The sequence below is a fragment of the Bradyrhizobium sp. SZCCHNRI20481 genome (assembly GCF_032485055.1).
Taxonomy (GTDB): domain Bacteria; phylum Pseudomonadota; class Alphaproteobacteria; order Rhizobiales; family Xanthobacteraceae; genus Bradyrhizobium.
The window spans coordinates 294,761-319,223 of the sequence record NZ_JAUEUE010000010.1 but is presented as its reverse complement, the minus strand read 5'-3'; the positions used below and the strand labels follow the sequence as shown (position 1 = coordinate 319,223).

Below are 24,463 nucleotides of genomic sequence, written 5' to 3'. Positions count from 1 at the left end.
CCCGCCTCCGCGGCGACCTTCGCCGAGACGCTGCCGAGCAGTGAGCGCAGTACGGAATCGCGGCGGGCGCCGATGATGATGTGGTCGACCTGGTTGGCCTCGGCGAACTCGATGATGGCGGCGGCCGGATCGACGGCCTCCAGCACGTGCACCGTCAGCCGGCTCGTGTCGAGCTTGAGCGGCGTCGCCCAGTGCTTCAGCGCGACCATGCGGTCGATGTGCTTGTTGTTGCCCTCCTCGTCCAGGGTGCGGTCGATGGTGAGGCGCCCGAGCTTCAGCACGTTGACGCAGGCGAGCCGCGCCGCGGGCAAGGTGGCGAGGATGCGCTGCGCCGTAAGCCGCAGCGCGCCGTTGAGCTCCTCGCCGCCTTCCACGGTGTCGATCGCGACCGCCACGATCGGGCTGGAGGCGATCTGCACCGCGACGTCGGATGATTTCTGTTCCGGCTGCACCAGGCCGCGGTTGAAGCGGCGGCGCCACACCGTGGTGATCGGATCGCGCGTCACCTTCGCCGAACGCGCCGTGAGCTTGACCTGGTCGGGATGGCCGAGATCGAAGGCGAGTTGCGCCGCGGTCGGGTAGCGCCACACCGACTCGATCTCGAGACAGCGCAGCACGATCTCCTGCAGCCACGGTGGATAGTCCGGCTTCAATTGTCGCGGCGGATAGGGATCGCGCCAGAGACGCCGGCGCATGCCGCGCAGGGTCTCGCTCTCGCCGAACGGCCGCACGCCGGTGGTGAAGAAATAGAGCAGCACGCCGAGTGAAAAAATGTCGCTGCGCGGATCGCTGCGCGTCCCCATCATGCGCTCGGGCGCCATGTAGGGCGCGGTGCCGTAAGGCAGGCGGAATTCCTCCTGCAAGAGATCCGGCAGGTGCCTATGGCAGGACAGGCCGTAGTCGATCAACACCGCCTCCCCTGACGGCCGGAACATGATGCTCGATGGCTTGATGTCGTGATGGATCACGTGCTGCCGGTGAATGTCGGCGAGCGCCGTCGCGATCTTCGCGACCAGCACCCGCGTCTCCTCGTAAGCCAGTGGCAGCTCGGGCAGCCGCTTGTACAGCGTCTCGCCCGGAATTTGCTCGATCACCACATAGGCCTGGGTGGCGAAATCGCCGGTGCCGAAACAGGCCGGCACGTGCGGTCCCGACAGTCTTGGCAGGATCATCTGCTCCATCTCGAAGCTGACGATCGCCGCGGGGTCCTCGCCCTCGGAGACGCGCGGCACCTTCATCAGGATCGGCCGGTCGATATCCGGACGGGTGACGCTCCACAACGTCGCCATGCCGCCGGAATGCACGCATTCGCCGACCGTGAAGCCGTCGATCACGACGCCCGGCTGAAGCTTTGACCTCGGCATGTTCTATCGCCCCATCGAGAGCCGCTGCGCCAGCCAGGGCGGCAGGCCGTTGTCGCGAATGCGCTGCGCCGCAGCCTCGACGTCATAGGGCACACGGCAATAGGTCAGCTCGCGGGTCTTGGTGTCGAAGGTCACGAACGACGCGGCAGGATCACCGTCGCGCGGCTGGCCGACCGAGCCGACCACGGCCAGCCATTGCCGGCCGCGCAACAGCTGAATGGGCATGTTGGCGGTCGGGGTGAAGCTCGTCATCTTCGCGGTCGCGGACATCGAATACAGCGCGGGACGATGGATGTGGCCACAGAACGTCACCTGCGCCTCGGTCGCGATCATGCTGCGGGCCGCGTCGGCCGACGACTGCACATAGCGCCAGCGCGGCGGGCTCGAGGCCTCCGCATGCACGAACAGCCGGTCGTCGTCACCGATGCTCATCGGCAGCTCGGCGAGAAAGCGGCGCTGCTCGGCGCTGAGCCGCCCGCGCGTCCACTCCATCGCCGCCTGCGCCTCGGCATTCATGGTCTCACTCGCGACCGAGACCGCATTGTCATGATTGCCGCGCACCGCCAGCCCGCCACCGGCGACGATCTCCATGACGGTGTCGACCGACCATTCCGGATCGGCGCCATAGCCGACGATGTCGCCGAGACAGATGAGGCGGTCCGCGCCACGCGCACGCGCCGCCTCGAGGCAGGCTGCAAAGGCCTGCCGATTGGCATGGATGTCGGTCAAAATCGCCAGCAGCACCCGTTTCCTCCGGTTGTCAAGCTAGCGGCCGTGGTCGCACGAGACTTGAGGAACATCAAACAAGATAGGCGGAGAGATGCGGAATGTCAGCGTTGCAGGTCCCCTGCGATGCGCCGGTGCGGCTTTCCTTCCCTGGGTAAAGCTGAAGCCCAGGACGTTGCGGTGGTTCGGTCTGGCGACCGCACTCTTGGCCTTGTTGACCTTGAGCTCGAGGCGCCGTGCCAGGAACGTCTCGATGCCCGCCATCATTCGCGCGCTCGCTTCACGCGGAGGATACGGCTGCAGCCGCCTACTGCTCGTCCTTCGGCGGCATGCGCGGCGGCAGCAGTGGTGTGAACGAGACGCCGTCGCCGGCGGTCTTGGCGGCCTTGAACTCGCCGGTGGAGGGATCACCGCCGGCGGTCTCGATGATCGTCTTCGGCAGAATGTATTCGCGCGCGGCATCGATGACCCCGCCGTCGCCGGTGCCGAAATCGGCGGCGCGGCCGCCCTGCGGATGGCCGGCCGCGATCTGGTCGGCGGCGTGCTGGGCCTTGTCGGCAAGTGTGTCGCTGTAGGGGATACGATAGGCGCGCGGCACGCCGCTCGGACGGTTGTCGTCGTCGAGCGCCTCGACCCATAGATAGACCGTGCCGGGATCGCCCTCGACGGAGTGCGGATCGACGATCCGCACCTGCAGCACCTTGAAGCTCCTCGGCAGCCGGTCGACGCTGGCCCAGCCGAGCAGGCCGCGGGCGCCGACGAAGCTGCCGACATAGAACGCGCTGGTGATGACCACGGCGACCGCCTTGGCCTGCCACGGCAGCCGGGCATAGACCAGCACCAGCAGCAGCAGCGCGCCGATCAGCGCGTAGCACACGGACAGGGTGACGATGACGGTCTGCAGATTGCTCGTCATGGCCTGAGCATCCTGACGCCGGTCTTGGGATCGATATCGGCGCCGTTGCGCCAATTGCTGCGGAACGTCTCCAAGAGCGATTTCGGCCGGCGCTGCACGTCGATCACCTTGCCCTCGGCATTGAGCTTGAAGCGCAGCGCCGTCTTCTCGTCGCCGGAATGGTCGAGCACGACCTTGTCGTCGAAGATCACCTGCGCGGTCGGGTTGAGCTTCTGCACCTTCACCGTGGCCTCGACCGGCGCGCCGCTGACGTTCTGGAAATGCGAGATGTTGACCGTGTATTCGCCGGCGACGATGCCTCTGACGGTGACGATCTCCTCGCGGATCGGCGACGGGATCTTCAGACCGTTGACCAGGATGAAATCGTTGGCGCCGCCGCGGTCGTCGCGGTCGAGCGTGAGGAAGCCGGCCTCGCGATGCCGATACCAGGCAATGTTGCCGACGGGATCCTGCACGAACAGGTCGAGATCATCCGGATGGTTGTCGGGCCAGTCCATCGTGATCAGGAATTCAGCCTTGCTGTCGACCTTGCCGTCCTTGGCGTCCGGCGAGATCGCGAGCACCGCGATGAAGAAGAAGAACGCGACGATCTGCAGCGCCTTGAACAGCATCACGCTGAACGGGTCGAACTGCTCCTCGCGCGGATAGAGTCCGAAATCGTCCATCATGCGACCTGCTCCGGCGCGAGATCCATCGCGCGCTCGAGCCGCGGCGTCACCCGCGTCTCCGTCAGCATGACGGCGTCCGAGAACATCCGTCCCGTCGCCGCATCGAGCATGTAGTACTGGATGCGCACCAGAATCGAGCCGACGAGCCCGGCGAGCGTCGTGTACATGGCAATCGCCATGCCGTCGCTCATCAGCCCCATCGACGATTTCATCGCGAGCTTATCGTTGACGTCGAGGCCGGCGATCGGCGCCAGCATGATGATGAAGCCGATGATGGTGCCGAGCAGGCCGAGCTTCATCAGCGTGTCGGAGGCGAAGCCACCGAAGCCGTTGGAGCCGCGCAGGCGGTCGGCCAAGGTGCGCAGTAGCAGCGTCTGGTCGAGCCGCCCTGCTCCTTGCGTTTGCGCCTTGGTGACGAGGCTGCGGATGTGGTTGGTGACGAGCCCCTTGGGGAGCAGTTGTGCATCAGGTTCGAGCGCGCGCGCCGCGTCGGGTCCGATCAGCACGGCGCGGCAGCGCCGCGCTGCATCCGCCTCGCGCGCGATCGCTCTGGTGCGCCAGAAGCAATGGCAGCACGTGGCGACGTAGAGCACGGCGATGACGCTGGAGATGTAGGTGCGGTCGGAGGCGACCATCAGGTGGAAATAGCCGTAGCGGGCGAGCACCACGGCGGCGAATATCGTGAGGCCGGTGAAGATCATCCAGAGCAGCAGCGGCCCGCGCTCGGCTGCGTCGCGCGCAGGTTCCACTCGTTCGGCACTGCTGACCACGCTCATGCATGAACTCCCGATGCGCGCCGTTTCGTTCGGCGCTTCGCAGAGGAGTTAAGCAGAGCGGCGGAACAGCGTCCAAAGACATCTGCCTCGAGGCTCTCGGGAAAATTTCCCAACCTGTCGCTTGCTGCAGTGCATTTGCTTGGCGGAGCACCATCCCATTGTTACGCTGCGGCAAAAGCCGTGGAGAGGATCGCATGCGTCTCGTGCTCCAGCTCATTGCGCGCCTCGCGCTGATCGTGCTGCTGTGTCTGGCCGCCGCGGCCGTATGGGTCACCGTCGACGCCTATCGCAGCGTCGACCGCGCCACCGCGGCATCGGCCGACCGGGTCTCCCAGGCGCTGGAGGCGTTGTATTGGCGTGAGCTGCTGCTGCGCAGCAACCGGTCGCGGGAGCGGCTGCTGCCGCTGCCCGACTGGCGCACGACCGAGACCATGAAGCTGATCGCGCCCGGCATCTGCGTCCAGCTCAAGCCCGAGGCAGCGTTCGAGAAGCCGCTGTGCGGCCAGAGCAAGGGCCTCGGCGCCGCGCCGCCGCGCTGGTTCTCAGGCGCCGTGGAAGCCATCCTCGGCGATCACGCCGCGGTCGCGCAGCCGATCAGCGCGCGCGCCACGACAGCGGGAACCGTCTCGGCGATCGCCGATCCCGATGCGGCGATCCAGCTCGCCTGGCTGCGCATCCAGGACAGCTTTGGTGTGGCGCTGGCGATGGCGATCGCGATCGGCGTGCTGGCCTCGCTGGCGATCGCGCATGCGCTGGCGCCGGCGCGCAGCATCGTCCAGGCGCTGCAGCGGATGGCCGAGGGCGACCACCGCCCCGCGCTGCCGCGCTTCCGCTCGATGGAGCTCGCCATGATCGGCCGCGCCGTCGGCGAGCTCGGCGACCGGCTGGCGCAGGCCAACGAGCAGCGCGCCGCGCTGACCGAGCGCCTGCTCGACATCCGCGACGAGGAGCGGCGGGCGCTGGCGCGCGAGCTGCACGACGAGTTCGGGCAGAACCTCACGGCGATCCTCGCCTTTGCCTCGACGATCGAGAGCGCCGGCAGCGGCCGCAACGATCAGGTCGCCCAGGATGCACGGATGATTACGCAGTCCGTCAGCCATCTGATGGCGTGCCTGCGCGGCACCTTGAGCCGGCTGCGCCGTCCGCTCACCGAGGAGCTCGGCCTCGCCGCAGGCCTGATCGCGCTGACCGAGAACTATCAGCATGCCGCGCGGCCCGCGATCCGGCTCGACCTCCACGGCGACCTCGCCGACATCCAGGGCCCGGTCGCGGTCACCGCCTATCGCATGGCGCAGGAGTGCCTGACCAACGCCCTGCGCCACACCAGTGCGAGCGAGGTGTCGTTGCGGGTCGAGCGCCGTCAGGGTCCAGACAGTGCGCTCGTGATCTCGGTCGAGGACGACGGCGGCGGCGATGCGACCCTGCTGGCGCAATCGAGCGGCTTCGGCCTGACCGGAATCCGCGAGCGCATCGCCGCGGTCGGCGGCTCGCTGTCGATCGGACCGGCCGCGCGCGGGCTCAGCGTCTCCGCGACAATTCCACTGGCCGCCTGAGACAACCGGGATGCCCGAGCGCACAGGCATTTCGATCCTGCTGGTCGACGACCACCCGGTGGTCCGGCAAGGCTATCGCCGCGTGCTGGAGAGCCAGGACGGGTTTCGAGTCATCGCAGAGGCCGACAGCGCCGCGGCGGCCTATGCCGCGTTCAAGGCGCATGCGCCCGACGTGGTCGTGCTCGACATCTCAATGAAGGGCGCCAGCGGGCTGGAGGCGATCCGCAACATCCGCGCCCGCGACAACCGCGCCTGCATCCTCGTGTTCTCGATGCATGGCGAGGCGCCGCTGGTGAAGGCGGCGTTCGCCGCCGGCGCGAGCGGCTTCGTCACCAAGAGCAGCGAGCCGTCGGCGCTGGTCCGCGCCATCCGCATGGTCATCAACGGCGAGCGCGCGCTCAGCGACGACGTCGCCCACGTGCTGGCCGCTGACAGTCTTGATCCGCAGCAGACCGTGCTCGACCGGCTCGGCGAGCGTGAGATCGAAATCCTGCGCCAGTTCGCGTCGGGCCTGACCACCGAGCAGATCGCCGCCAACCTGCACCTCAGCGTCAAGACGGTGCAGAACTATCATTATCTGGTGAAGGCCAAGACGGGATTGCAGACGGATGCGCAGCTGGTGCGTCTGGCGGTGACCAGCGGGCTGACGAATCTGTAGGCTGCCGTAGGGTGGGCAAAGGCGCTGCCGTGCTGTCGCCGCATGCGAGCCAGCAGTGGCGCCGTGCCCACCATCAAACTGATGAGTTCGCTGATCGACGGTAGGCACGGCGCGCGCGATCTCGGCCCAAGCCGATGTCGTGCAACGCGCCTTTGCCCACCTACGAGCTGTGTGAACCCGCATGTCGCTGCGCTCATGCGGGCTAGGCGCGCCTAGCGCGCCTGAAGTCCACGGAGCAGCAGGGTCAGCACGGCATCGACCCGGGCCTGACAGGTGCACTCGCCCCACTCGTCGGCATGGGCGGGATGGTGAAAACTTCTCGTCGCGTCGAAGATCGCCGCGGCCGCGGTCTTGGGATCAGTGACGTGGAACGTCCCCTGCGCGACCCCCTCCGCGATCATGCCCTCGACCTGGGCGATCAGGTGCTGCTTGTGCGCCTTGACCACCGAGCACGCCTCGCGCGCCAGGGTGAGATAGGTCGCGAACATCTCCGGATCTTCACAGACCCGCTTCTGCTTGGCGCCGAACAGCTCGCGCAGCCAGCGCTCCAGTTTCGCCGGCGCGGGTCCCGGCTCGGCCGCGATCTGCGCCAGCGGCGCGCTGACCCGCTCGAGCCAGCGCCGCGCCACCGCCTCGCGCAGCGACGCCTTGCTGGGGAAGTGACGATAAACGGAGCCGTGGCTGACATCGAGCGCTCTCGCGACGTCGACGACCGTCGCTTTGGCGAGCCCGTAACGGCGCAACACGTCCTCGGTGACTTCGAGGATGCGCTCGGATGTCAGAACCACGGCCTCATTCATGCGTGCACCATATCGGTGTCGGACGTATGCGCCTTGATCTGGATCGTCTCGGCTCGATCGGCGGACGACGGCGCGCGGAATTTGGCTGCCTGGGTCTCCAGGTGACGCGCGACCTGGTGATTCAGCCAGTCCTGAAATTGTGAGTGCAACAATCGCTTTTCAATCTTCATCGAAGCGGTCCTTCGCAGTTGAAACCGCTGAACCCATGGTCAGACAGTGCAAGTTGATCTTCAGCATGACAGCGGCAGAGACATACACCATCGCGCTGACAGATTTCAATATCTGTCAGCGCGATTTTTTTTAACGGTATCATAATCCACCTCGATCGCACCGGCCGAGCGGAAAGACCGCCGTTTGTGTCGATCCGGCCGCTCTGGTAAAGCGCGGCGTAAAATGCTGGCGTGGACGCCCGGTCCCGCCCACCTTCCCTCCCGCCTCGGAGCGCCGTCGATGATCCCCCGCTATACCCGTCCCGAAATGGCCTCGATCTGGGAGCCGCAGACCCGGTTCAAGATCTGGTTCGAGATCGAGGCGCATGCGGCGGACGCGTTGGCGCAGCTCGGCGTGATCCCGAAGGACGCGGCCAAGACGATCTGGGCCAAGGCCAAGGACGCCACCTTCGACGTCGCCCGCATCGACGAGATCGAGCGCGAGACCAAGCACGACGTCATCGCCTTCCTGACCCATCTCGCCGAGATCGTCGGCCCCGAGGCGCGCTTCGTGCACCAGGGCATGACGTCGTCGGACGTGCTCGACACCTGCCTCAACGTCCAGCTCACCCGCGCCGCCGACCTGCTGCTCGCCGATCTCGACCGCGTGCTGGCGGCGCTGAAGACGCGCGCCTTCGAGCACAAGATGACGCCGACCATCGGCCGCTCGCACGGCATCCATGCCGAGCCGGTGACGTTCGGCCTCAAGCTCGCTTATGCCTATGCGGAATTCTCCCGCGCGCGCGAGCGCCTGGTCGCCGCTCGGAAGGAGGTCGCGACCTGCGCGATTTCCGGCGCCGTCGGCACCTTCGCCCAGATCGATCCGCGGGTGGAGGAGCACGTCGCCAAGGCGATGGGCCTGTCGCCCGAGCCGATCTCCACCCAGGTGATTCCGCGTGACCGCCACGCGATGTTCTTTGCCACCCTCGGCGTGATCGCCTCCTCCGTCGAACGCTTTGCGACCGAAGTCCGCCACCTGCAGCGCACCGAGGTGCTGGAAGCCGAGGAATTCTTCTCGGAGGGACAGAAGGGCTCCTCCGCGATGCCGCACAAGCGCAACCCGGTGCTGTCGGAAAACCTCACCGGCCTCGCCCGCATGGTGCGCGCCTATGTGACGCCGGCGATGGAGAACGTCGTGCTCTGGCACGAGCGCGACATCTCGCATTCCTCGGTCGAGCGCATGATCGGTCCCGACGCCACCGTGACGCTCGACTTCGCGCTGGTGCGCCTCGCCGGCCTGGTCGAGAAGCTGCTGGTCTATCCCGCCAACATGGAAAAGAACCTCGACCGCCTCGGCGGCCTCGTGCACTCGCAGCGCGTGCTGATCGCGCTGACCCAGAAGGGGGCGAGCCGCGAGGACTCCTACAAGCTGGTCCAGCGCAACGCGATGCCGGTATGGCGCGGCGAAGGCGACTTCCGTACCCTGCTCAAGGCGGACGCCGAGGTGAAGAAGTATCTCACCGACGCCGAGATCGACGAGCAATTCGACCTCGGCTACCACCTCAAGCACGTCGACACGATCTTCCGGCGCGTGTTCGGCAGCGCCGAGTGACGGCGCGCGCCGTTACAGCTTCTTCAGCGAGACGGCCGCATTGCCCTTGTTGTTGAAATAGAATCGATACAACAACCAAGGAAACAGGATGGAGGTGTCGTTGACGTAGACGAACACCTCCCCATCGCTGCGTGCGGTGAACTCGGCCGTCCAGCGGCTACTGCCGGGTGCTTCGGGTCGGAAGGTGGGGAGATGCTCCTCCAATCCCGTGCTGCCCACCCGTACGATGGGCGCGAACCAGTTCGACCAGATCAGCCGCTTGAACGGCACGCCCGGTAGCTGCGTCCAGGTCCCGTAACCAAAGCCGGCCGGGGATGCAGGGATGCTGCCGTCGCTCCATCCCTCTCCGACATCGAGCGTGATCTGATACGTCTCGTCCTGCGCCACGCTAAGCGCTGTCGGATAGCAATGGTGGCGCGTCTCGAACAACGGCCGGATACTTCCATTATGCCATGCCCCGATCTCTGTCTCGTTGACCTCGGTCGGCCTCAGTGTTGCCTTGCAGAACAGACCGGCCGTGTTGGCCGCGCCGAACGCCAGCCACCAGAACAGCCAGAACATGATGGCGGTCGGGAAGATCCACGATTTCAGGACGTAGAAACCGGCGATGTACCAGCCCTGGCGTCGCAGCGAATAAACCGTCGCGCGCCAGCCGGTCACCGGCTTGTGCCGGGATGGATCGTTCCAGGCGATGCGTGCGGCGTCGCGGATCGTTCGCTGCAGTGAGGTGCCGCACGCCGTCAAGCCGAGCGCAGCGGCCACACCGACCACCAGCAAACCCGGCGAATCCCGAAACGCGACGAACCATGGGTCGAGAAATTTTGGCAGGAAGGCTGCCGCTCCGTTGACCAGCGGATTTACCAGCCCATGCAAGGGCTCATAAAGCACGCGCGGCCAATAGATGACGAAATATGGGATCGCCGCGACGAACAGCAGCGCGAACATGGTGGCGAAATAGACCACGCGGCGCAGCCAGACCCAGTTCCAGACATCGTCCTGCACCCGCGTCCGCGCGTGCCCGCGATCGAGCGGATGCGGCGCATCGACCGGCGTATCGGTCTCATCCGTGACGCGGTAGCTGGCGGGTACGACCACCGGTGCATAATGATCGGGACCCGACTGGATGCGCTCGAACACCGTGCGGTGAATGGTCGGCTTCACCGGCGGCAAGGGCGGCTGCGGAAGGCTCGGATGCAGATCGTCAGCAAGAAGCCCGGTCTGGGCCTTGAACGGCGAATGAAGCAGCCACTTGATGCGACTGACATCGTACCGGAGCGATAGCTTGTAGGGCGGCGCTTCATAGATTTCGCGCAGATTGCGCGGCTTGTAGCGGTAATAGGCAGCCAACCCCTTGCGTGAGTCGTTCAGCGTATCGAGCGGATCGATCTCGGGATCGTAGAGTAGCCTGCGCCGCCCGTCGAGATAGACGAGACCATAGGCCTGGGCGCGGTCGAGCATCCAATCGAGCGTCACATAGGAAAGGCCATCCTGCGGATAGCCGCCGCCGATGTCGGAATGCACGCCGGTAAACCACACCTGGCTGATGCGCTCGCGGTCACGTGGCGGCAGGTCGGTGCGCAGATGCGGCGGCGGCTCGGCCAGTTTCGCAGCCGCGCTGCGCGGATCGTGGTCGATGCCGAACAGCCAGTCCTTCTTGTCACCGCGGCCCGGGACAGCATCGTCCCGTCCCCACACATAGCGTTCGTCCCAGATCACCGGGCGGAAGGCGTCACGCTCCTCCTCGATCGCGAGCGCGTGGCAAGCACGATGGATCTTTGAATTCATGAACTGGTCCGGCATCGACAGCGGCCAGATCCAATAGTCGATGGCGCGCGTCATCTCCTCGATCGGCCCGCCATAGGCGTCAACGGTGTCCCAAATGCCGACGAAATGCACGCTCTCGACCTCGATCGCCGGCGGCGCCTCGGGCGCAACGCCCTGCAGCCTGCGCAGCAGCTTGATCCCTCCATCGCGCCATTTGCGGAGGTCCAGGCCGATCTTGCCGAGATATCTGAGAAGTCCGGTGTTGTAGCGGCGACGATAGCGGCGATAGGCGTCCGCAGCGAAGCGCGCGAGGTCGGCCTCATTGTTGTTGTAAGCGACGAGGCCCTGACCCGCGATCATCGCCGCCACGATGCGGATCGTGAACGCGCCGCGGCTGAAGCCGAAGCAATAGATGCGGTCGCCCGGCTTGTAGTTGCGGCAGCAGAAGCTGTAGATCGCAATCGCATTCCGCTTCAGGCCGAAGCCGAAGACGCCGCCGAGGGCTGCGAACAGCTTGAAGGAGGACGTTCCGACGCCATCGTCGTAGAAGGCGACTTGCCGGCGCGGATCGCGCAGGTCCAGCAGCTGGAACAGCCGCCAGACATTGGTCTTGAACACGGCCTTGGCGCTGTTGCCGGTCCCGTCCGACAACAGCACGATGTTCTTTGCAACAGGATTGGACACGAGGCCCCCCGACCAGAATGCCGGCAGGGAGATTGGTCCGCAATTGCAAGAAAATCAAGGCGCAATCCCTGCGCGAGCCTGCAGGACACCCGCTCAGTTCTCAGCACCGCCCGTCATCCGCAAGGCAACATCGTCGCTTGATCCGATGCAGACATCGAACGGGGGACGGCGTATCGAGCCCCCCGCAGGCCGGGTCGGCGCGCCCCAGGGATCACCGGAGGCGCGACTGACAGAGCGGCACGCATGGAATCACTCAAAAATGATCAGCAGATACCTTTGTGCGGTTGTCCGACATCTCGTCGTCGACCTCCGATCCTTCGACACCGACCAGACGAGGCCCTATGCAGGTCGTCCTGCTCCCCCATCGACGAGACACCCACATGCCGGCGACCTATGATCCTCTGCTGCGACGGATCCATTGGGCAACGGCGCTGCTGTTCATTGCAGCCATGCTGATCGGACTCTATTGCGGCCTGCAGCCGGCCGGGACATCGCCGCGGCGCGAGTTGCTGGAAATCCACAAGTCGCTCGGCGTCACGCTGTTTCTGCTCGCCATTCTCCGTCTGATCGTGCGGGCTCGCACGACGGCCCCGGCAGCTCCGGCCGCCTTCGGCCCGATCGTCCGCGCGCTGTCGCAGCTCAATCATTGGACGCTCTATGCGCTGCTTCTGGTCATGCCCGTCACCGGCTACATGTTCTCGTCGGCCGGCGGCTACTCGCTGCGCTACTTCTGGACGTTCAGCTGGCCGCGCCTGTTCGCCGGCGACAAGACGATCGCGCAGGCCGGCGAGATCACGCACGACGCGCTGGCCTATGTGGTCTATCTCGTCGTCGGCCTGCACATCGCCGCCACGCTCTGGCATGAGTTCGTCAAGAAGGACGAGACATTGGCCCGGATGTGGCCGCGGCGGTGAGCGCGTAGCCCGGATGAGCGCAGCGACATCCGGGTTCATCGCAAGCAGCGTTGGAGACCCCGGATATCGCTCCGCTCATCCGGGCTACGAGGTCAACACGCTGCGCCTTCGTAGGGTGGGCAAAGCAGTCGCCGTCAGGCGGCAGCGTGCCCACCGTCGTGCGGCAGAGCAAGCGATCAGATGGTGGGCACGGCGCCTTCACGATCTCGCTCGTAGAATGAGCACGGCTGCGCCTTTGCCCACCCTACACAGCACCAACTACATCGGCTTCGCCGCCGCAACCAGATCGCCGGCGCGCTGGTCCTGTTTCATCAGCGAGGCCAGCTCGCTCTCGTCGAGCGTCTCCTTGACCAGCAGCCGACGCGCGGCGCGCTCCAGCACGTCGCGCTTGTCCTGCAGCAGCTTGCGGGTGCGCTCCAGCGCGTTCGTCACGATCGCCCGCACCTCGGCGTCGATCGCATCGCCCGCGGCCTCGCCATAGTCGGCGCTGCGTGAGACGCCCGGCGCAAGGAAGGACTGGTTGTCGCGCTCGTAGGCGACCGAGCCCAACTGCTCCGACATGCCGTAGCGGGTCACCATCGAGCGCGCGATGTCGGTGACGCGGCGCAGATCGTCGGCGGCGCCTGTCGACAGATGGCCGTAGACCACGAGCTCCGCGGCGCGGCCGCCGAGCAGCACCGCCATCTTGTTCTCGAGCTCCTCGCGCGTCATCAGGAAGCGATCTTCGGTCGGACGCTGGATGGTATAGCCGAGCGCGCCGACGCCGCGCGGAATGATCGAAACCTTGTGCACGGGATCGGTGCCCGGCAGGCTCATCGCAACGATCGCATGCCCCATCTCGTGATAGGCGACGATCTCGCGCTCCTTCGGATTGAGCAGCCGGTTGCGCTTCTCCAGGCCGGCGACGATGCGCTCGATCGCGTTGTTGAAGTCGTCGAGCCTGACCTCGTCGCCGCCGCGCCGCGTTGCCAGCAAGGTCGCCTCGTTGACGAGGTTGGCGAGATCGGCGCCGGTGAAGCCCGGCGTCAGCGCGGCCACCTTCTCCGGATCGACGTCGGCGGCGAGCTTGGCCTTCTTCAGATGCACCTGCAGGATCTGGATGCGGCCCGGCTTGTCGGGCCGGTCGACCAGCACCTGGCGGTCGAAGCGGCCGGCGCGCAGCAGCGCCGGATCGAGAATCTCGGGCCGGTTGGTCGCCGCCAGCAGCACCAGACCCGTCGAGGAATCGAAGCCGTCGAGCTCGACCAGCAGCTGGTTGAGCGTCTGCTCCTTCTCGTCATGGCCGCCGGCGAACGGGCCCATGCCGCGGGCGCGGCCGAGCGCATCGAGCTCGTCGATGAAGATGATGGCGGGCGCCTTGGCGCGGGCCTGCTCGAACAGGTCGCGCACGCGCGCCGCACCGACGCCGACGAACATTTCGACGAACTCCGAGCCGGAGATCGAGAAGAACGGCACGCCGGCCTCGCCGGCCACCGCCTTGGCGAGCAGCGTCTTGCCGGTGCCGGGCGGGCCGACCAGCAGCACGCCCTTCGGCATGCGGCCGCCGAGACGACCATAGGATTTCGGATCCTTCAGGAACGAGACGATCTCGCGCAGCTCGTCCTTGGCCTCGTCGACGCCGGCGACGTCGTCGAAGCGGACGCCGGTGTTGGATTCGACGTAGACCTTGGCCTTGCTCTTGCCGATCTGCATCAGGCCGCCGCCGAGCCCGCCGGCACCGCCCATCATCCGGCGCGACAGCCAGTACCAGACGCCGAAGAACAGCGCGATCGGCATCACCAGCGAGAGAATGTCGCCGAGGATGTTGCTCTCGACGCGGCCGGTGAACGTCACGTTGGCCTTGCTGAGCTCCTTGGCGAACTCCTGGTCGACGCGCGTCGTCGCGAAGCGCGACTGGCCGCTGGGCAGCGGCTCCTTCAGCGTGCCTTCCAGATAGTTCTCGGAGACGCCGACCTCCTTCACCTTGCCGGCGGACAGGAGATCCTGGAATTGACTGTAGGGAATGACGGCGACCTGGCGATAGCTCGTCCACGCATTGTGGATCATCATCGCTACGAAGATCGCGACGATCGCGTACCAGAGATTGAAGCGGGTCTGCTTGGTCATGGGTCTCTCAATCGGGTGATCAGTCGAAAACGAGCGGCCGCAAACGGCGGATCAAGCGCATCGCGTCAGGCACGGTCCCGCCCTTCGGCCTTGGGGACGAATACGGAGACGGCGCGCGGCAGCACGCCGAAGCGCGCCGGCGTGAAGGTGACGAGCTCGCCATCGGCATTGATCGGGCGCGGACGCCGCGTGCGGATCTCGAAGGATGTGTCGCGCGTGGCCCGCACCTCCTGCCACAGGCCGTGGCGACCCTTGCGGAAGTCATAGGCCATCGCCAGCAGCTTCCAGACGCGGCCGATCTCCAGCGAATAGAGATCCAGATGGGAATCGTCGATCTCCGCGCTGTCCTGGACGGCCATGCCGCCACCGTAATAGCGGCCGTTGCCGACCGCGATCTGCAAGGTCTTGACGCGCGCCGCGCCGTCGGACGACACGATCATGGCCCGGAACGGCCGCGCATTGGTGAGCACCTTGAGCGCCGTGATCGCGTAGCCGAGCCGGCCGAACCGGCGCTTGGTCTCCTTGGTCAACTGACGCGCGAGGTCGGCGCTCAAGCCGAGGCTTGCGACGTTGAAGAATGGATGACCATTGACCTCGCCGAGATCGATCTGGCGGCGATGGCCGGCGGCGATCACGTCGACCGCGGCCTCCATGTCATCAGGCAGGCCGAGCGTGCGGGCAAGGTCATTGGCGGTGCCGGCTGGAATAATGCCGAGCGGCAGGCCGGTCCTGACCAGTGCGGGCGCAGCCGCGTTCAGGCTGCCGTCCCCCCCGGCGACGACGACCGCCTCCGCATCGTCGGCATGGGCTTCGATCCACGGCGCCACCTCGCGCGGACTATGCGGCGCCGAGATCACGAGATCATAGCCGGCCGCACTCAGCCGCGACACGGCAGTGCCCGCGGCCTCGCCGCCGGAGCGGCTGCCGCGGTTGATGATCATCAAGAGACGGCGCGTTGCGACGGCCGATCGCGACGGCGGCGCCTTCGCGATCGATATCTGGTCACCCCCCGTGGTCACGATTGTCTCCCGTACACGAGATGCCCGTGCGCATCAGCGCACCGGTTCCATACAAAGTGACGAGCACGCGCTCCGGTTCCATCACGATCAGGGCCGCCATCCGAGGGATTGCGGGAGGTATGAGCGGGGTCATGATTGTTGGGGTGGTGATGTGGGGGGCGAGAGCCCCAAGGGCTTGATCGCAACAAGGGCTGATAGCAACAAGCGACGCGTGTGGCCGCATCTGGTCAAACTCCTCAGGAATACCGCCGGCATCGGTCATGAAAGAGAGTCCGACATCATAGTCGCATGGACTATCAGAGGGGCCCGGATCTCCGGCCCTCTGGAATTAGTTTGGAGCCGCACGCCCGCAAGACGGCTGCCGCGGCAGCAGACACTCTGTCGCACCTTCACGTTCATCTTGCTGAACGTGGACGCAAGGCGCTGGCTCTTGAAAACCGATCGGGACACACATACGTCCGTTCCCTACCCCTGGTCCGGGCCCCTCTGGTGAACCTGCCGGTGCGCTCACGATGTCGGACCTGACATCAATTTCACCGGCTAGATAAGAGGACCCGTCGTGGAATTCCTGTTCATCGCGTTTGCCGGCAAGCCCGTCTGGATGTGGCTCGCCTTCCTCGCAATCGTGCTCGCCCTCCTCGTCTTCGATCTCGGCATCCTCCATCGCAAGACGCGCGAGATCTCGGTGCGCGAGAGCCTCGTCATGAGCGCCATCTACATCATGCTCGCCCTGGCCTTCGGCGGCTGGGTATGGTGGCAGCTCGGCGGCGAGGCCGGCACCGCCTATCTCACCGCGTTCACGATCGAGAAGGCGCTGGCGATGGACAACGTCTTCGTCATCGCCATGATCTTCAGCTACTTCTCGATCCCGCGCGCCTATCAGCACCGCGTGCTGTTCTGGGGCATCGTCGGCGTCATCGTGCTGCGCGCGATCATGATCGGCCTTGGCGCCGTGATCGTCGCCCAGGCGAGTTGGGTGCTCTATCTGTTCGCGCTGTTCCTGGTCGCGACCGGCATCAAGATGCTGGTGTTCAAGGACAAGCCGCACGACATCGGCTCCAACCCGGCACTGGCCTGGGTGCGCCGTCGCTTCGACGTCACCGACCGCCTGCACGAGGAGCGTTTCTTCGTTCGCCAGCCGGATGCAAGCGGCAGGCCGACCTGGTTCATGACGCCGCTGTTCCTGGCGCTGATCCTGATCGAGTTCGCCGACGTCGTCTTCGCCGTCGACTCCGTGCCCGCGATCTTCACGATCTCGACCGACCCGTTCGTGGTCTACACCTCGAACATCTTCGCGATCCTCGGCCTGCGCGCGCTCTATTTCGCGCTTGCCGCGATGGTCGATCGCTTCCAGTATTTGAAGCTGGCGCTGGCGGCAGCGCTGATCTTCATCGGCTCGAAGATCTTCCTTGCCGACCTGCTCGGGCTCGAGAAGTTTCCGCCCGCCCTCTCGCTCGGCATCACCTTCGGTCTGCTCGGCGCGGGTATCGCCTATTCGCTGTGGAAGACGCGGCCTGCCGTCGAGCAGATGAAGTGACGCAGGCCAGAGGACATGAGGTTGCCGCGTGGTGATGAATGATGTCGCATCCAACGATGAGGACTCGTCGGCGCCGCGCCGTCACAACGGGCCGATCAGCCGCCGTCTGCTCGCGATCGCCCGCACGGTGCGGTCCGAGGAGCCGTCCATCGGCGAATTGTTCGACCGACTGGAGTCGGAAGGTCTCGGCCTGACGTTGCTGCTGCTGACCTTACCGGCGTTGATCCCATTGCCCGGCCCGTTCGGCATGGTGTTCGGCACCTTGGTGGCTCTCGTCGCACTGCAGATCCTGCTCGGCGCCGAGCGGCTATGGCTGCCCGAGCCGCTGCGCCGCCGGCCGGTGCCGCAGCGGCTGCTGCGCAAGGTGATCCGTGCCGGACTCGATTGGGCGGGCTTTGCCGAGCGCGGCCTGCGTGAGGACCGGCTGGTCTGGCTGACCGGCCGGCCGGCGCGGATGCTGCTCGCGCTGCCCCTGCTGCTGATGGCCGTCACCATCATCCTTCCGATCCCCATGGGCAACGTGATGCCGGCGTTGGCGCTGATCGCCGCCTCGATCGGCTTCATGGCCGGCGACGGGCTCGCAGTCCTGCTGTCGATCCTGATTGCGATGGCCGCGGTCGTGTGGACGGCGGTTCTGCTCTATACGGGTGCCGCGGCCGCCGATTATGCCGCAACTCTCCTGGCACGCTTTGCGGTGCATCTGCGGGCCATGCTGGAGAGCGTCGGTGTCGATCTCGGCTTTGCCGCCGGCGTGACGACCGTGTTTGCGGTCGCAACGGGCATCGCCGCGCTTGCCTTCTGGGTGCAGGCGGTGCGCCACCGGCGCAGCCGGCGCATACCCATCGATCCGACGCAGGATCCGCGCGAATGCTCCCGCGCGCTGGCGCGACGCGGCCGCGGTCTCGTGGCCGCCGCGAGCATTGCGACCACCGCAGCCGCCGTCTTCATCGCCACGCGTTTCATGCTGACCGGCTCGATCTGAGTTCCCGCTGTGGCAGCGCGGCCGCGCCACGGTGCATTGCGCGGCTACGAGGGACATATCTTCGTGAGCGCCCGCCGGCCGCAAGCGCGAGCACTTGTCATTGAAGTAGCAACAAAAAATGCGACCGATAAGCGCAGGCGCGTCGAGCATCGTCAGCCGCCTGCGAGAAATGCCACTGTCCCTTTGTGCCGGCTGCAGCTATACGAGAGATGACTGTCACTAAACGGTTACAGAATCGACACATGCCCGATTCGAACGCAACGGCGTCGATCCACGGCAGTGGCCATGCGGTCGGCCTGCGGGATAGTGGTGACTCGGCGAGCAGCGATCCCGGTGGCGCCGCCGATAGCTTGACTGCACAGCACCTTGCCGATCACGCGGTCACACGGGGGAATGCCGTGGCGCCGGGCGTGGAGGTCGTGACGCCGTCCTTGCCGGATCCCGCGGCCGGCGCCGGCCATGAGATCGAGCTGAAGCTCCTCGTCGCGCCCGATCAACTCGCCGGCTTCAACAACGCACCGGTCGTCACCGCGCATGCGCGCAACAAGGGTTCGCGCAAGCATCTGACATCGGTCTACTACGACACGCCGAAGCGCATGCTGTGGAAGAACGGCTTCACCTTGCGGGTGCGCCAGAGCGGCTCGCGCTTCGTGCAGACCGTGAAAGAGCAGCACAGCGACGACCCGCTCAAGCGCGGAGAGTGGGAGGCCAGCGTCAGCTCGCTGGCGCCCGATCCGGTGCTGGCGGCCGCGCTGCTGCCGGAGGAGCTTCGCTCCGCGCTGGCCGATGCAACGCTCGAGGCGGTGTTCACGGCCGACGTGCATCGTCACGCGCGCATGCTCGACGTGCCCGGCGCGACCATCGAGATCGCGTTCGACAGCGGTGTCATCAAGGCCGGCGAGCACCGTGAGATCGTGAGCGAGATCGAGCTGGAGCTCAAAAGCGGCAACCCCGCCGCCATCTACGAGATCGCGCAGCGCATCGCCGATCACGGACCGATCAGACCTTCGATCCGCAGCAAATCCGCGCGCGGTTTCGACCTCGCAGCCGGAGCAGCGCCGGGGGCCGAAAAGCCGCGCAAGCTGCGCCTCGATCCGGCGGTGTCTCTCGACGAGAGCTTCGCCGTCGTCCTGCGCGGCAGCCTGCGTCATCTGCTGCAGGCAATGCCTGCAGCAGATGACGGACGCGATACGGAAGGCGTGCATCAGTTGCGGGTAGCGCTGCGCCGCCTGCGCGCCGCGTTGCACCTGATGCGGCCGCTCGGGACCTCGGCGACGCTCGACGGTCTCGAGGCGGATGCGCGCTGGCTGGCACAGAGCCTCTCGGCGGCGCGCGACCTCGACGTGTTCCTGAACGATACGCTGCCCGAGATCGCCGAGGCGTGCCCCACGGTTGCAGGCTTCGACTCGCTCCGGTCGCTCGCCGAGCGGCGGCGCGAACTCGCCTATCGCACGCTGCGCATCGCGCTTGCCGAGCGCCGCTGCGCCGCTTTCGTGCTCAGCCTCGGCGAATGGATCGAGACCCGCGGCTGGCGCAACGACGTCTCCCCCGACGATCTCCGACGCCTCGCCGCGCCCGCGATCGATTTCGCCGGGCCCGTCCTGTCGGAGCGCCACCAGAAGGTGCTCAAGCGCGGCCGCCGCTTCAAGAAGCTGCCGGCCGAGCGGCGCCACCGGCTGCGTCTCGCACTGAAGAAGCTGCGCTACAGCATCGACTTCCTGCTGCCGCTCTACGGCGCGAGCAAATCGGCGAAGAAATATGCCAGGACGCTCGCCGGTTTCCAGGAACAGCTTGGCCACTACAACGACATGGCGGTCACCGCCGGCGTGATCGAGACCCTTGGCACCACCTCCACCGACGCGGCGATCGCGGCCGCCGCGATCACCGGCTGGCAGACGCATGCCATGGCCGGCGTGGAGCAGCCGTTGCGCGAGGCGTGGCGCGCCTTCACCAAGGCGCCGACGCCGTGGCAGGCCGAGGAGGCGTGACGATCGGACGCGATGACGTCGGTTCATGGAGCGCATTGATCCGGTTCAAGGTGTCTGGTCGAGATGTGTGGGAGCGTGATCTCATGAAGATATCCAGCGTGACGTGTCCGCATTGCCGTGCCGCCTACGAGATCGCGGAATCGACATCCGCCGTTGGCGCTGCCGGGCGGTTCGACTGCGGCGTCTGCGGCACGCCGTTGGCAGCGTGGGACGAGCCGAAGCTGCGGGCCTTCCGCCTGGAGGTGCCGCCCGAGCGCAAATACCCCCGCGTGCCCGCCCCCGCCCCGCTCGCCTGAATCCCGTTCCGTAATCCGGAACGCCCGGCATCGTCCGTCGAGGTGACCGCGCATCCGCGCATGGCGCCATGGCCGGCCGCAACTTGCCTCGCTTTTTTGACCGGGTCATAGTCGGTCGTTGCGCGGTGCTGTCGGCTGGCCTGGCCGCATCACTGCAGCGTTCCGATTCACTTCAGCGAGTCATCCGGTCCTCATGCCCATCCTCAACAGCATCGCCGCGCTCTCCGACGAAATGGCCGCCTGGCGCCACGATTTCCACGAACATCCCGAGCTGCTGTACGAAGTCCATCGCACCGCCGGCATCGTCGCCGACCGCTTGCGCGAATTCGGCTGCGACGAGGTCGTGACCGGCATCGGCCGCACCGGCGTGGTCGGCGTGATCCGCGGCCGCAAGTCCGGCTCCGGCAGGACCATCGGCCTGCGCGCCGACATGGATGCGTTGCCGATCGAGGAAACCTCCGGCGTTCCCTATGCCTCGAAGACGCCGGGCCTGATGCATGCCTGCGGCCATGACGGCCACACCGCGATGCTGCTGGGCGCTGCGAAATATCTCGCCGAGACCCGCAATTTCGACGGCACCGCTGTCGTCATCTTCCAGCCGGCCGAGGAAGGCGGCGCCGGCGGCAAGGCAATGGTCGACGACGGCCTGATGACGCGCTGGGGCATCCAGGAGGTCTATGGCATGCACAACATGCCGGGCGTCCCCGAAGGCCATTTCGAAATCTCGCCGGGCGCGATGCTGGCTTCGGCCGATGCGATCCACATCAAGGTCACCGGCAAGGGCGGCCATGGCGGCGCCGGCCCGCACCGGGCCGTCGACAGCATCCTGATTGCCTCGCAGATCGTCAACGCACTGCAGTCGATCGTCGCGCGCAACGTCGATCCCTTGAAATCCGCGGTGATCTCGATCTGCTCGATCCATGGCGGCACCACCTTCAACGTCATCCCCGAGACCGTCGAGATGCTCGGCACCGTCCGCACGCTCGATCCGGAGATCCGCGACCTCGTCGAGAAGCGCATCGTCGAGGTCACCGAGGCCACCGCCCGTGCCTATGGCGGCTCGGCCGAGGCGATCTACGAGCGCAAATATCCGGTGACGATGAACCACCCGGCCCAGGCCGCCTTCGCCGCCGACGTCGCCCGCGACGTCGCCGGTGACGAGCGCGTCAACGACCGCGCCATTCCCCTGATGGGCGGCGAGGACTTCGCCTTCATGCTGGAGGCCCGCCCCGGCGCGTTCGTGTTCCTCGGCATGGGCCCCGGCAACGAGTGCCACCACCCGGCCTATCGCTTCAACGACAATATCCTCAGCGCCGGCGCATCGTACTGGGTGAAGCTGGTCGAGAAGAGCATGCCGGCGAACTGATGAGCTGATGAAAACGTAGGGTGGGCAAAGCGGCAGCGTGCCCACCGTAGCGCGTCATTCTTCGCAACGAGATGGTGGGCACGGTGCCATCACGATCTCACGCGGCGCGGTCGCGCCTTCGCCCACCCCACATTCTGGATTGTTCGCTTCGCTCGCAATGACGGGCGTGGCGGGCACCGGAATTCCTCCAAGCTCCGCCATCGCGAGCGCCAGCGAAGCGATCCAGGGGCGCAGCGCACGAACCGGAATGGCTACTTCGTTCGGAGCCGGAACGTTTCGTTCCGCATCGAAACGTCGAGCGCTGCCGGGCCGCTATGAGAAGGCGTCCTTCTCCGCCGCGAGTCCCCCATGCAGCGCCGCTCCGACCTCAGCCGCGAAATCGCCCTCCTGGTTCTGCTCTCGACCTTGTGGGGCGCCTCCTACACCTTCATCAAGATCGGCGTCGAGACCATCCCGCCGCTGACCCTGATCGCGGCACGCACGCTGATCGCGGGCTTGCTGCTGGCCGCGATCATCCGCAGCCGCGGCCTCGCTTGGCCGCGTGACCGGACGATATGGCGTCGCTTCATGATCCAGGCCGGCCTCAACAGCGTCGTGCCGTTCACGCTGATCGCCTGGGCCGAGCGCACCGTCGAGGCGGGCCTTGCGACGATCCTCAACGCCACCTCGCCGATCTTCACCTTCCTGCTGACCGCGCTGGTGACGCACCACGAGCCCGTCACCCTGCGCAAGCTGGTCGGCGTCGCCGCCGGACTCGCCGGCACCTGCCTCATCGTCGGCACCGAGGCGCTGGGCGGGCTTGGCCGCGAGTTGTGGGCGCAGATTGCGATCGTCGCCGCCACCATCTGCTATGCTGGCGCCGCGATCATGGGAAAGAGCTTCAAGGGGCTCAACCCTATGCTGCCGGCGGCGGGATCGCTGCTGTCTGGCGCCTTGGTCCTGATCCCGCTTGCGCTGGTCGTCGACCATCCGTGGACGCTGGCACCGTCGCTGCGCTCGGTGCTGGCGCTGGCCGCGCTCGCGACCGTCTCGACCGCGGCCGCGATGGTGATCTATTTCCGCCTGGTGCAGACGCTCGGCTCGATCGGCGCCACCGCGCAATCCTATCTGCGCGTGCCGATCGGCGTTGCAATTGCCGTTGCCGGCCTCGGCGAGCGCCTCGCGCCGAGCGCCTGGATCGGGCTCGCCTGCGTCGTCCTTGGTGTGATCGCGATGACGCTGCCCTCGCGCAAGGGGGGGATGGATGGCAGAGAGACGGTCCGCTGACCGCATATCCCGGCAGGGCTCAAAACAAGCGCAACTCACGCCGTCATTGCGAGCGCAGCGAAGCAATCCAGGGCGGCGAGCAAACAAGTCTGGATTGCTTCGTCGCCTTCGGCTCCTCGCAATGACGAGAAAATTGATGCAGCGCCCTTACCCGATCGCGATCGCTACCTTTCCGACATGCGCGCCACTCGCCATGTAATGGAACGCCTCGCGCGCCTCGCCGAACGCAAACACGCGATCGACCACCGGCTTCACCTGATGCAGCGTCAGCGCGTTCGCCAGCGCCTGGAGATCGTCGACCGAGCCGACCGTGACGCCCTGCAGCCGCTGCTGCTGCATCACCATCAGCGGCAGCCGCAGCTCAGAGGCCGGCGCGCCGGCGAGCACGCCGATGAAGGCGATGGTGCCGCCGATCCGGGTGGCGCGGATCGATTCATTCAGCGTACCGACGCCGCCGACCTCGACCACGAGATCGACGCCCTGCCCGGTGATCTCGCGCGCCTTCTTGCCCCAGTCCGGCACCTGCTTGTAGTTCAGCGTGACATCGGCGCCGAGCGCCTTCAGCCGCGCGATCTTGGCCTCGCTCGACGACGTCGCGATCACCCGCGCGCCCGCGATTTTCGCGATCAGCAGCGCAAAGATCGAGACGCCGCCGGTGCCTTGCGTCAGCACGGTGTGGCCCGGCCTGATGCCGCCGAGCTTGATCACGGCACTCCAGGCGGTGACGCCGGCGCAGGGCAAGGTCGCGGCCTCGACATCGCTGAGATGCGCGGGCGTCCTGATCAGCGCCTGCACCGGAAAGACACGATACTCGGTCAACGTGCCGTCGACGCCGCCGCCGAGCGCCCCACGCATCTTCGCTTCGCTCGGCTCGCCGCCCGTCCAGCTCTCGAAGAAGCTGCCGACGACACGATCGCCGGCTGCGAACGCCGACACGCCATCGCCGACCGCCTCGACCACGCCTGCGCCGTCGGACAGCGGCACCAGCGGAAATTTCTGCCGTGAGCCGTAGCCGCCCCTCACGGTCAGGAGATCGCGGTAGTTGATGCTCGCCGCCGTCAGCCGCACCAGCACCTCGCCCCTGCCGGGCTGCAGCACGGGCTTGTCGACCAGCGCCAGCGCATCGATTCCGCCGGGCCCCTGCAGCTCGTAGCATTGCATCCGATGTCTCCCGCCCATGCGGCGCTGTCGCTTCGTTCTTCTGCCGGGAATGGTGAAGCGTTTCGTGCCGGCGATCAAGCCGACCGTCGTTCCATGCGACGGACAAACAACGCAAACACGCGCATGCTCCGCGCTGGAGTCCGGAGATCACCGCGACC

Annotated in this window: 22 protein-coding genes; 10 read left to right on the top strand and 12 right to left on the bottom strand. The window is 66.4% G+C overall.

Features of this window, described 5'->3' with window-relative positions:
- The 6 genes from QX132_RS18650 to QX132_RS18625 all read right to left on the bottom strand — a co-directional run.
- Nucleotides 1–1,364: bifunctional serine/threonine-protein kinase/universal stress protein (locus QX132_RS18650; protein ID WP_316162289.1), on the bottom strand; the 1,364-nt coding region annotated here is incomplete at its 3' end.
- A gap of 3 nt (nucleotides 1,365–1,367) precedes the next feature.
- Nucleotides 1,368–2,108, bottom strand: a complete 741-nt coding sequence (locus QX132_RS18645; protein WP_315737398.1) for a metallophosphoesterase family protein — start codon at nucleotides 2,106–2,108, stop codon at nucleotides 1,368–1,370.
- A 21-nt stretch (nucleotides 2,109–2,129) separates the two neighbouring features.
- Nucleotides 2,130–2,357 (bottom strand): hypothetical protein, encoded by a 228-nt coding sequence (locus tag QX132_RS18640; protein ID WP_316162288.1) that lies wholly within the window; start codon nucleotides 2,355–2,357, stop codon nucleotides 2,130–2,132.
- Between the two features lie 40 nt (nucleotides 2,358–2,397).
- On the bottom strand, nucleotides 2,398–3,006 hold the full coding sequence (locus QX132_RS18635) for a hypothetical protein (protein WP_315737397.1): 609 nt from the start codon (nucleotides 3,004–3,006) through the stop codon (nucleotides 2,398–2,400).
- Nucleotides 3,003–3,674, bottom strand: a complete 672-nt coding sequence (locus QX132_RS18630; protein ID WP_315737396.1) for a hypothetical protein — start codon at nucleotides 3,672–3,674, stop codon at nucleotides 3,003–3,005. The genes QX132_RS18635 and QX132_RS18630 overlap by 4 nt, the downstream gene beginning before the upstream one ends.
- Complete coding sequence (locus QX132_RS18625; RefSeq protein ID WP_316162287.1) at nucleotides 3,671–4,450, bottom strand: MotA/TolQ/ExbB proton channel family protein; 780 nt, start codon at nucleotides 4,448–4,450, stop codon at nucleotides 3,671–3,673. Before QX132_RS18625 ends, QX132_RS18630 begins: the two co-directional genes overlap by 4 nt.
- A gap of 194 nt (nucleotides 4,451–4,644) precedes the next feature.
- Here QX132_RS18625 and QX132_RS18620 point away from each other — a divergent pair, with 194 nt between their 5' ends.
- Nucleotides 4,645–6,003 carry a histidine kinase gene (locus QX132_RS18620; protein WP_316162286.1) on the top strand — a complete coding sequence of 453 codons (1,359 nt, stop codon included), beginning with the start codon at nucleotides 4,645–4,647 and terminating at the stop codon, nucleotides 6,001–6,003.
- A 10-nt stretch (nucleotides 6,004–6,013) separates the two neighbouring features.
- Nucleotides 6,014–6,661, top strand: a complete 648-nt coding sequence (locus QX132_RS18615; RefSeq protein ID WP_315771064.1) for a response regulator transcription factor — start codon at nucleotides 6,014–6,016, stop codon at nucleotides 6,659–6,661.
- Nucleotides 6,662–6,873: 212 nt separating this feature from the next.
- On the opposite strand, the gene QX132_RS18610 is transcribed toward QX132_RS18615, so the two are convergent.
- On the bottom strand, nucleotides 6,874–7,461 hold the full coding sequence (locus QX132_RS18610) for a TetR family transcriptional regulator (protein WP_315737392.1): 588 nt from the start codon (nucleotides 7,459–7,461) through the stop codon (nucleotides 6,874–6,876).
- Entirely contained in the window at nucleotides 7,458–7,631 is a 174-nt protein-coding gene (locus tag QX132_RS18605; RefSeq protein ID WP_315737391.1) for a hypothetical protein, read from the bottom strand. The genes QX132_RS18610 and QX132_RS18605 overlap by 4 nt, the downstream gene beginning before the upstream one ends.
- 280 nt (nucleotides 7,632–7,911) lie before the next feature.
- Here QX132_RS18605 and purB point away from each other — a divergent pair, with 280 nt between their 5' ends.
- Nucleotides 7,912–9,222 carry an adenylosuccinate lyase gene (purB, locus tag QX132_RS18600; protein ID WP_315779787.1) on the top strand — a complete coding sequence of 437 codons (1,311 nt, stop codon included), beginning with the start codon at nucleotides 7,912–7,914 and terminating at the stop codon, nucleotides 9,220–9,222.
- Nucleotides 9,223–9,234: 12 nt separating this feature from the next.
- Here the strand turns inward: purB and QX132_RS18595 are convergent, their stop codons facing one another.
- Nucleotides 9,235–11,670 carry a DUF2235 domain-containing protein gene (locus QX132_RS18595; protein WP_316162284.1) on the bottom strand — a complete coding sequence of 812 codons (2,436 nt, stop codon included), beginning with the start codon at nucleotides 11,668–11,670 and terminating at the stop codon, nucleotides 9,235–9,237.
- Nucleotides 11,671–12,050: 380 nt separating this feature from the next.
- Here QX132_RS18595 and QX132_RS18590 point away from each other — a divergent pair, with 380 nt between their 5' ends.
- Complete coding sequence (locus QX132_RS18590; protein ID WP_315737388.1) at nucleotides 12,051–12,584, top strand: cytochrome b; 534 nt, start codon at nucleotides 12,051–12,053, stop codon at nucleotides 12,582–12,584.
- A 258-nt stretch (nucleotides 12,585–12,842) separates the two neighbouring features.
- Here the strand turns inward: QX132_RS18590 and ftsH are convergent, their stop codons facing one another.
- Nucleotides 12,843–14,690, bottom strand: a complete 1,848-nt coding sequence (gene ftsH, locus QX132_RS18585; protein WP_316162283.1) for an ATP-dependent zinc metalloprotease FtsH — start codon at nucleotides 14,688–14,690, stop codon at nucleotides 12,843–12,845.
- Between the two features lie 65 nt (nucleotides 14,691–14,755).
- Nucleotides 14,756–15,709 (bottom strand): lipid kinase, encoded by a 954-nt coding sequence (locus tag QX132_RS18580; protein WP_316162280.1) that lies wholly within the window; start codon nucleotides 15,707–15,709, stop codon nucleotides 14,756–14,758.
- Nucleotides 15,710–16,268: 559 nt separating this feature from the next.
- Here QX132_RS18580 and QX132_RS18575 point away from each other — a divergent pair.
- The 6 genes from QX132_RS18575 (at nucleotide 16,269) to QX132_RS18550 (ending at nucleotide 23,144) form a co-directional block, all read left to right on the top strand.
- A complete protein-coding gene (locus tag QX132_RS18575; protein WP_316162278.1) occupies nucleotides 16,269–17,246 on the top strand; it encodes a TerC family protein in 978 nt (325 codons plus the stop codon).
- Between the two features lie 28 nt (nucleotides 17,247–17,274).
- Nucleotides 17,275–18,228, top strand: coding sequence for an exopolysaccharide biosynthesis protein (locus QX132_RS18570; protein ID WP_315811593.1), 954 nt, complete (start codon nucleotides 17,275–17,277; stop codon nucleotides 18,226–18,228).
- Nucleotides 18,229–18,470: 242 nt separating this feature from the next.
- Nucleotides 18,471–20,216 carry a CHAD domain-containing protein gene (locus QX132_RS18565; protein ID WP_315811594.1) on the top strand — a complete coding sequence of 582 codons (1,746 nt, stop codon included), beginning with the start codon at nucleotides 18,471–18,473 and terminating at the stop codon, nucleotides 20,214–20,216.
- Nucleotides 20,217–20,299: 83 nt separating this feature from the next.
- Nucleotides 20,300–20,512: an MJ0042-type zinc finger domain-containing protein gene (locus tag QX132_RS18560; protein WP_315737382.1), complete on the top strand. Its 213-nt coding sequence runs from the start codon at nucleotides 20,300–20,302 to the stop codon at nucleotides 20,510–20,512.
- Nucleotides 20,513–20,705: 193 nt separating this feature from the next.
- Complete coding sequence (locus QX132_RS18555) at nucleotides 20,706–21,878, top strand: M20 aminoacylase family protein (protein ID WP_315737381.1); 1,173 nt, start codon at nucleotides 20,706–20,708, stop codon at nucleotides 21,876–21,878.
- Between the two features lie 348 nt (nucleotides 21,879–22,226).
- A complete protein-coding gene (locus QX132_RS18550) occupies nucleotides 22,227–23,144 on the top strand; it encodes a DMT family transporter (RefSeq protein ID WP_315811595.1) in 918 nt (305 codons plus the stop codon).
- Nucleotides 23,145–23,291: 147 nt separating this feature from the next.
- Here the strand turns inward: QX132_RS18550 and QX132_RS18545 are convergent, their stop codons facing one another.
- The gene (locus QX132_RS18545) at nucleotides 23,292–24,305 is read right to left on the bottom strand and encodes an NAD(P)-dependent alcohol dehydrogenase (protein WP_316162275.1); all 1,014 of its coding nucleotides are present in this window, start codon (nucleotides 24,303–24,305) and stop codon (nucleotides 23,292–23,294) included.
- Nucleotides 24,306–24,463 lie beyond the last annotated feature (158 nt).

Excerpts from the sequence above, each read along its gene's own strand:
- QX132_RS18640 (WP_316162288.1), bottom strand. The coding sequence starts at position 2,357 with ATGATGGCGGGCATCGAGACGTTCCTGGCACGGCGCCTCGAGCTCAAG.
- QX132_RS18635 (WP_315737397.1), bottom strand. The coding sequence starts at position 3,006 with ATGACGAGCAATCTGCAGACCGTCATCGTCACCCTGTCCGTGTGCTAC.
- QX132_RS18630 (WP_315737396.1), bottom strand. The coding sequence starts at position 3,674 with ATGATGGACGATTTCGGACTCTATCCGCGCGAGGAGCAGTTCGACCCG.
- QX132_RS18625 (WP_316162287.1), bottom strand. The coding sequence starts at position 4,450 with ATGAGCGTGGTCAGCAGTGCCGAACGAGTGGAACCTGCGCGCGACGCA.
- QX132_RS18620 (WP_316162286.1), top strand. The coding sequence starts at position 4,645 with ATGCGTCTCGTGCTCCAGCTCATTGCGCGCCTCGCGCTGATCGTGCTG.
- QX132_RS18615 (WP_315771064.1), top strand. The coding sequence starts at position 6,014 with ATGCCCGAGCGCACAGGCATTTCGATCCTGCTGGTCGACGACCACCCG.
- QX132_RS18610 (WP_315737392.1), bottom strand. The coding sequence starts at position 7,461 with ATGAATGAGGCCGTGGTTCTGACATCCGAGCGCATCCTCGAAGTCACC.
- QX132_RS18605 (WP_315737391.1), bottom strand. The coding sequence starts at position 7,631 with ATGAAGATTGAAAAGCGATTGTTGCACTCACAATTTCAGGACTGGCTG.
- purB (WP_315779787.1), top strand. The coding sequence starts at position 7,912 with ATGATCCCCCGCTATACCCGTCCCGAAATGGCCTCGATCTGGGAGCCG.
- QX132_RS18590 (WP_315737388.1), top strand. The coding sequence starts at position 12,051 with ATGCCGGCGACCTATGATCCTCTGCTGCGACGGATCCATTGGGCAACG.
- ftsH (WP_316162283.1), bottom strand. The coding sequence starts at position 14,690 with ATGACCAAGCAGACCCGCTTCAATCTCTGGTACGCGATCGTCGCGATC.
- QX132_RS18565 (WP_315811594.1), top strand. The coding sequence starts at position 18,471 with ATGCCCGATTCGAACGCAACGGCGTCGATCCACGGCAGTGGCCATGCG.
- QX132_RS18560 (WP_315737382.1), top strand. The coding sequence starts at position 20,300 with ATGAAGATATCCAGCGTGACGTGTCCGCATTGCCGTGCCGCCTACGAG.
- QX132_RS18555 (WP_315737381.1), top strand. The coding sequence starts at position 20,706 with ATGCCCATCCTCAACAGCATCGCCGCGCTCTCCGACGAAATGGCCGCC.
- QX132_RS18550 (WP_315811595.1), top strand. The coding sequence starts at position 22,227 with ATGCAGCGCCGCTCCGACCTCAGCCGCGAAATCGCCCTCCTGGTTCTG.
- QX132_RS18545 (WP_316162275.1), bottom strand. The coding sequence starts at position 24,305 with ATGCAATGCTACGAGCTGCAGGGGCCCGGCGGAATCGATGCGCTGGCG.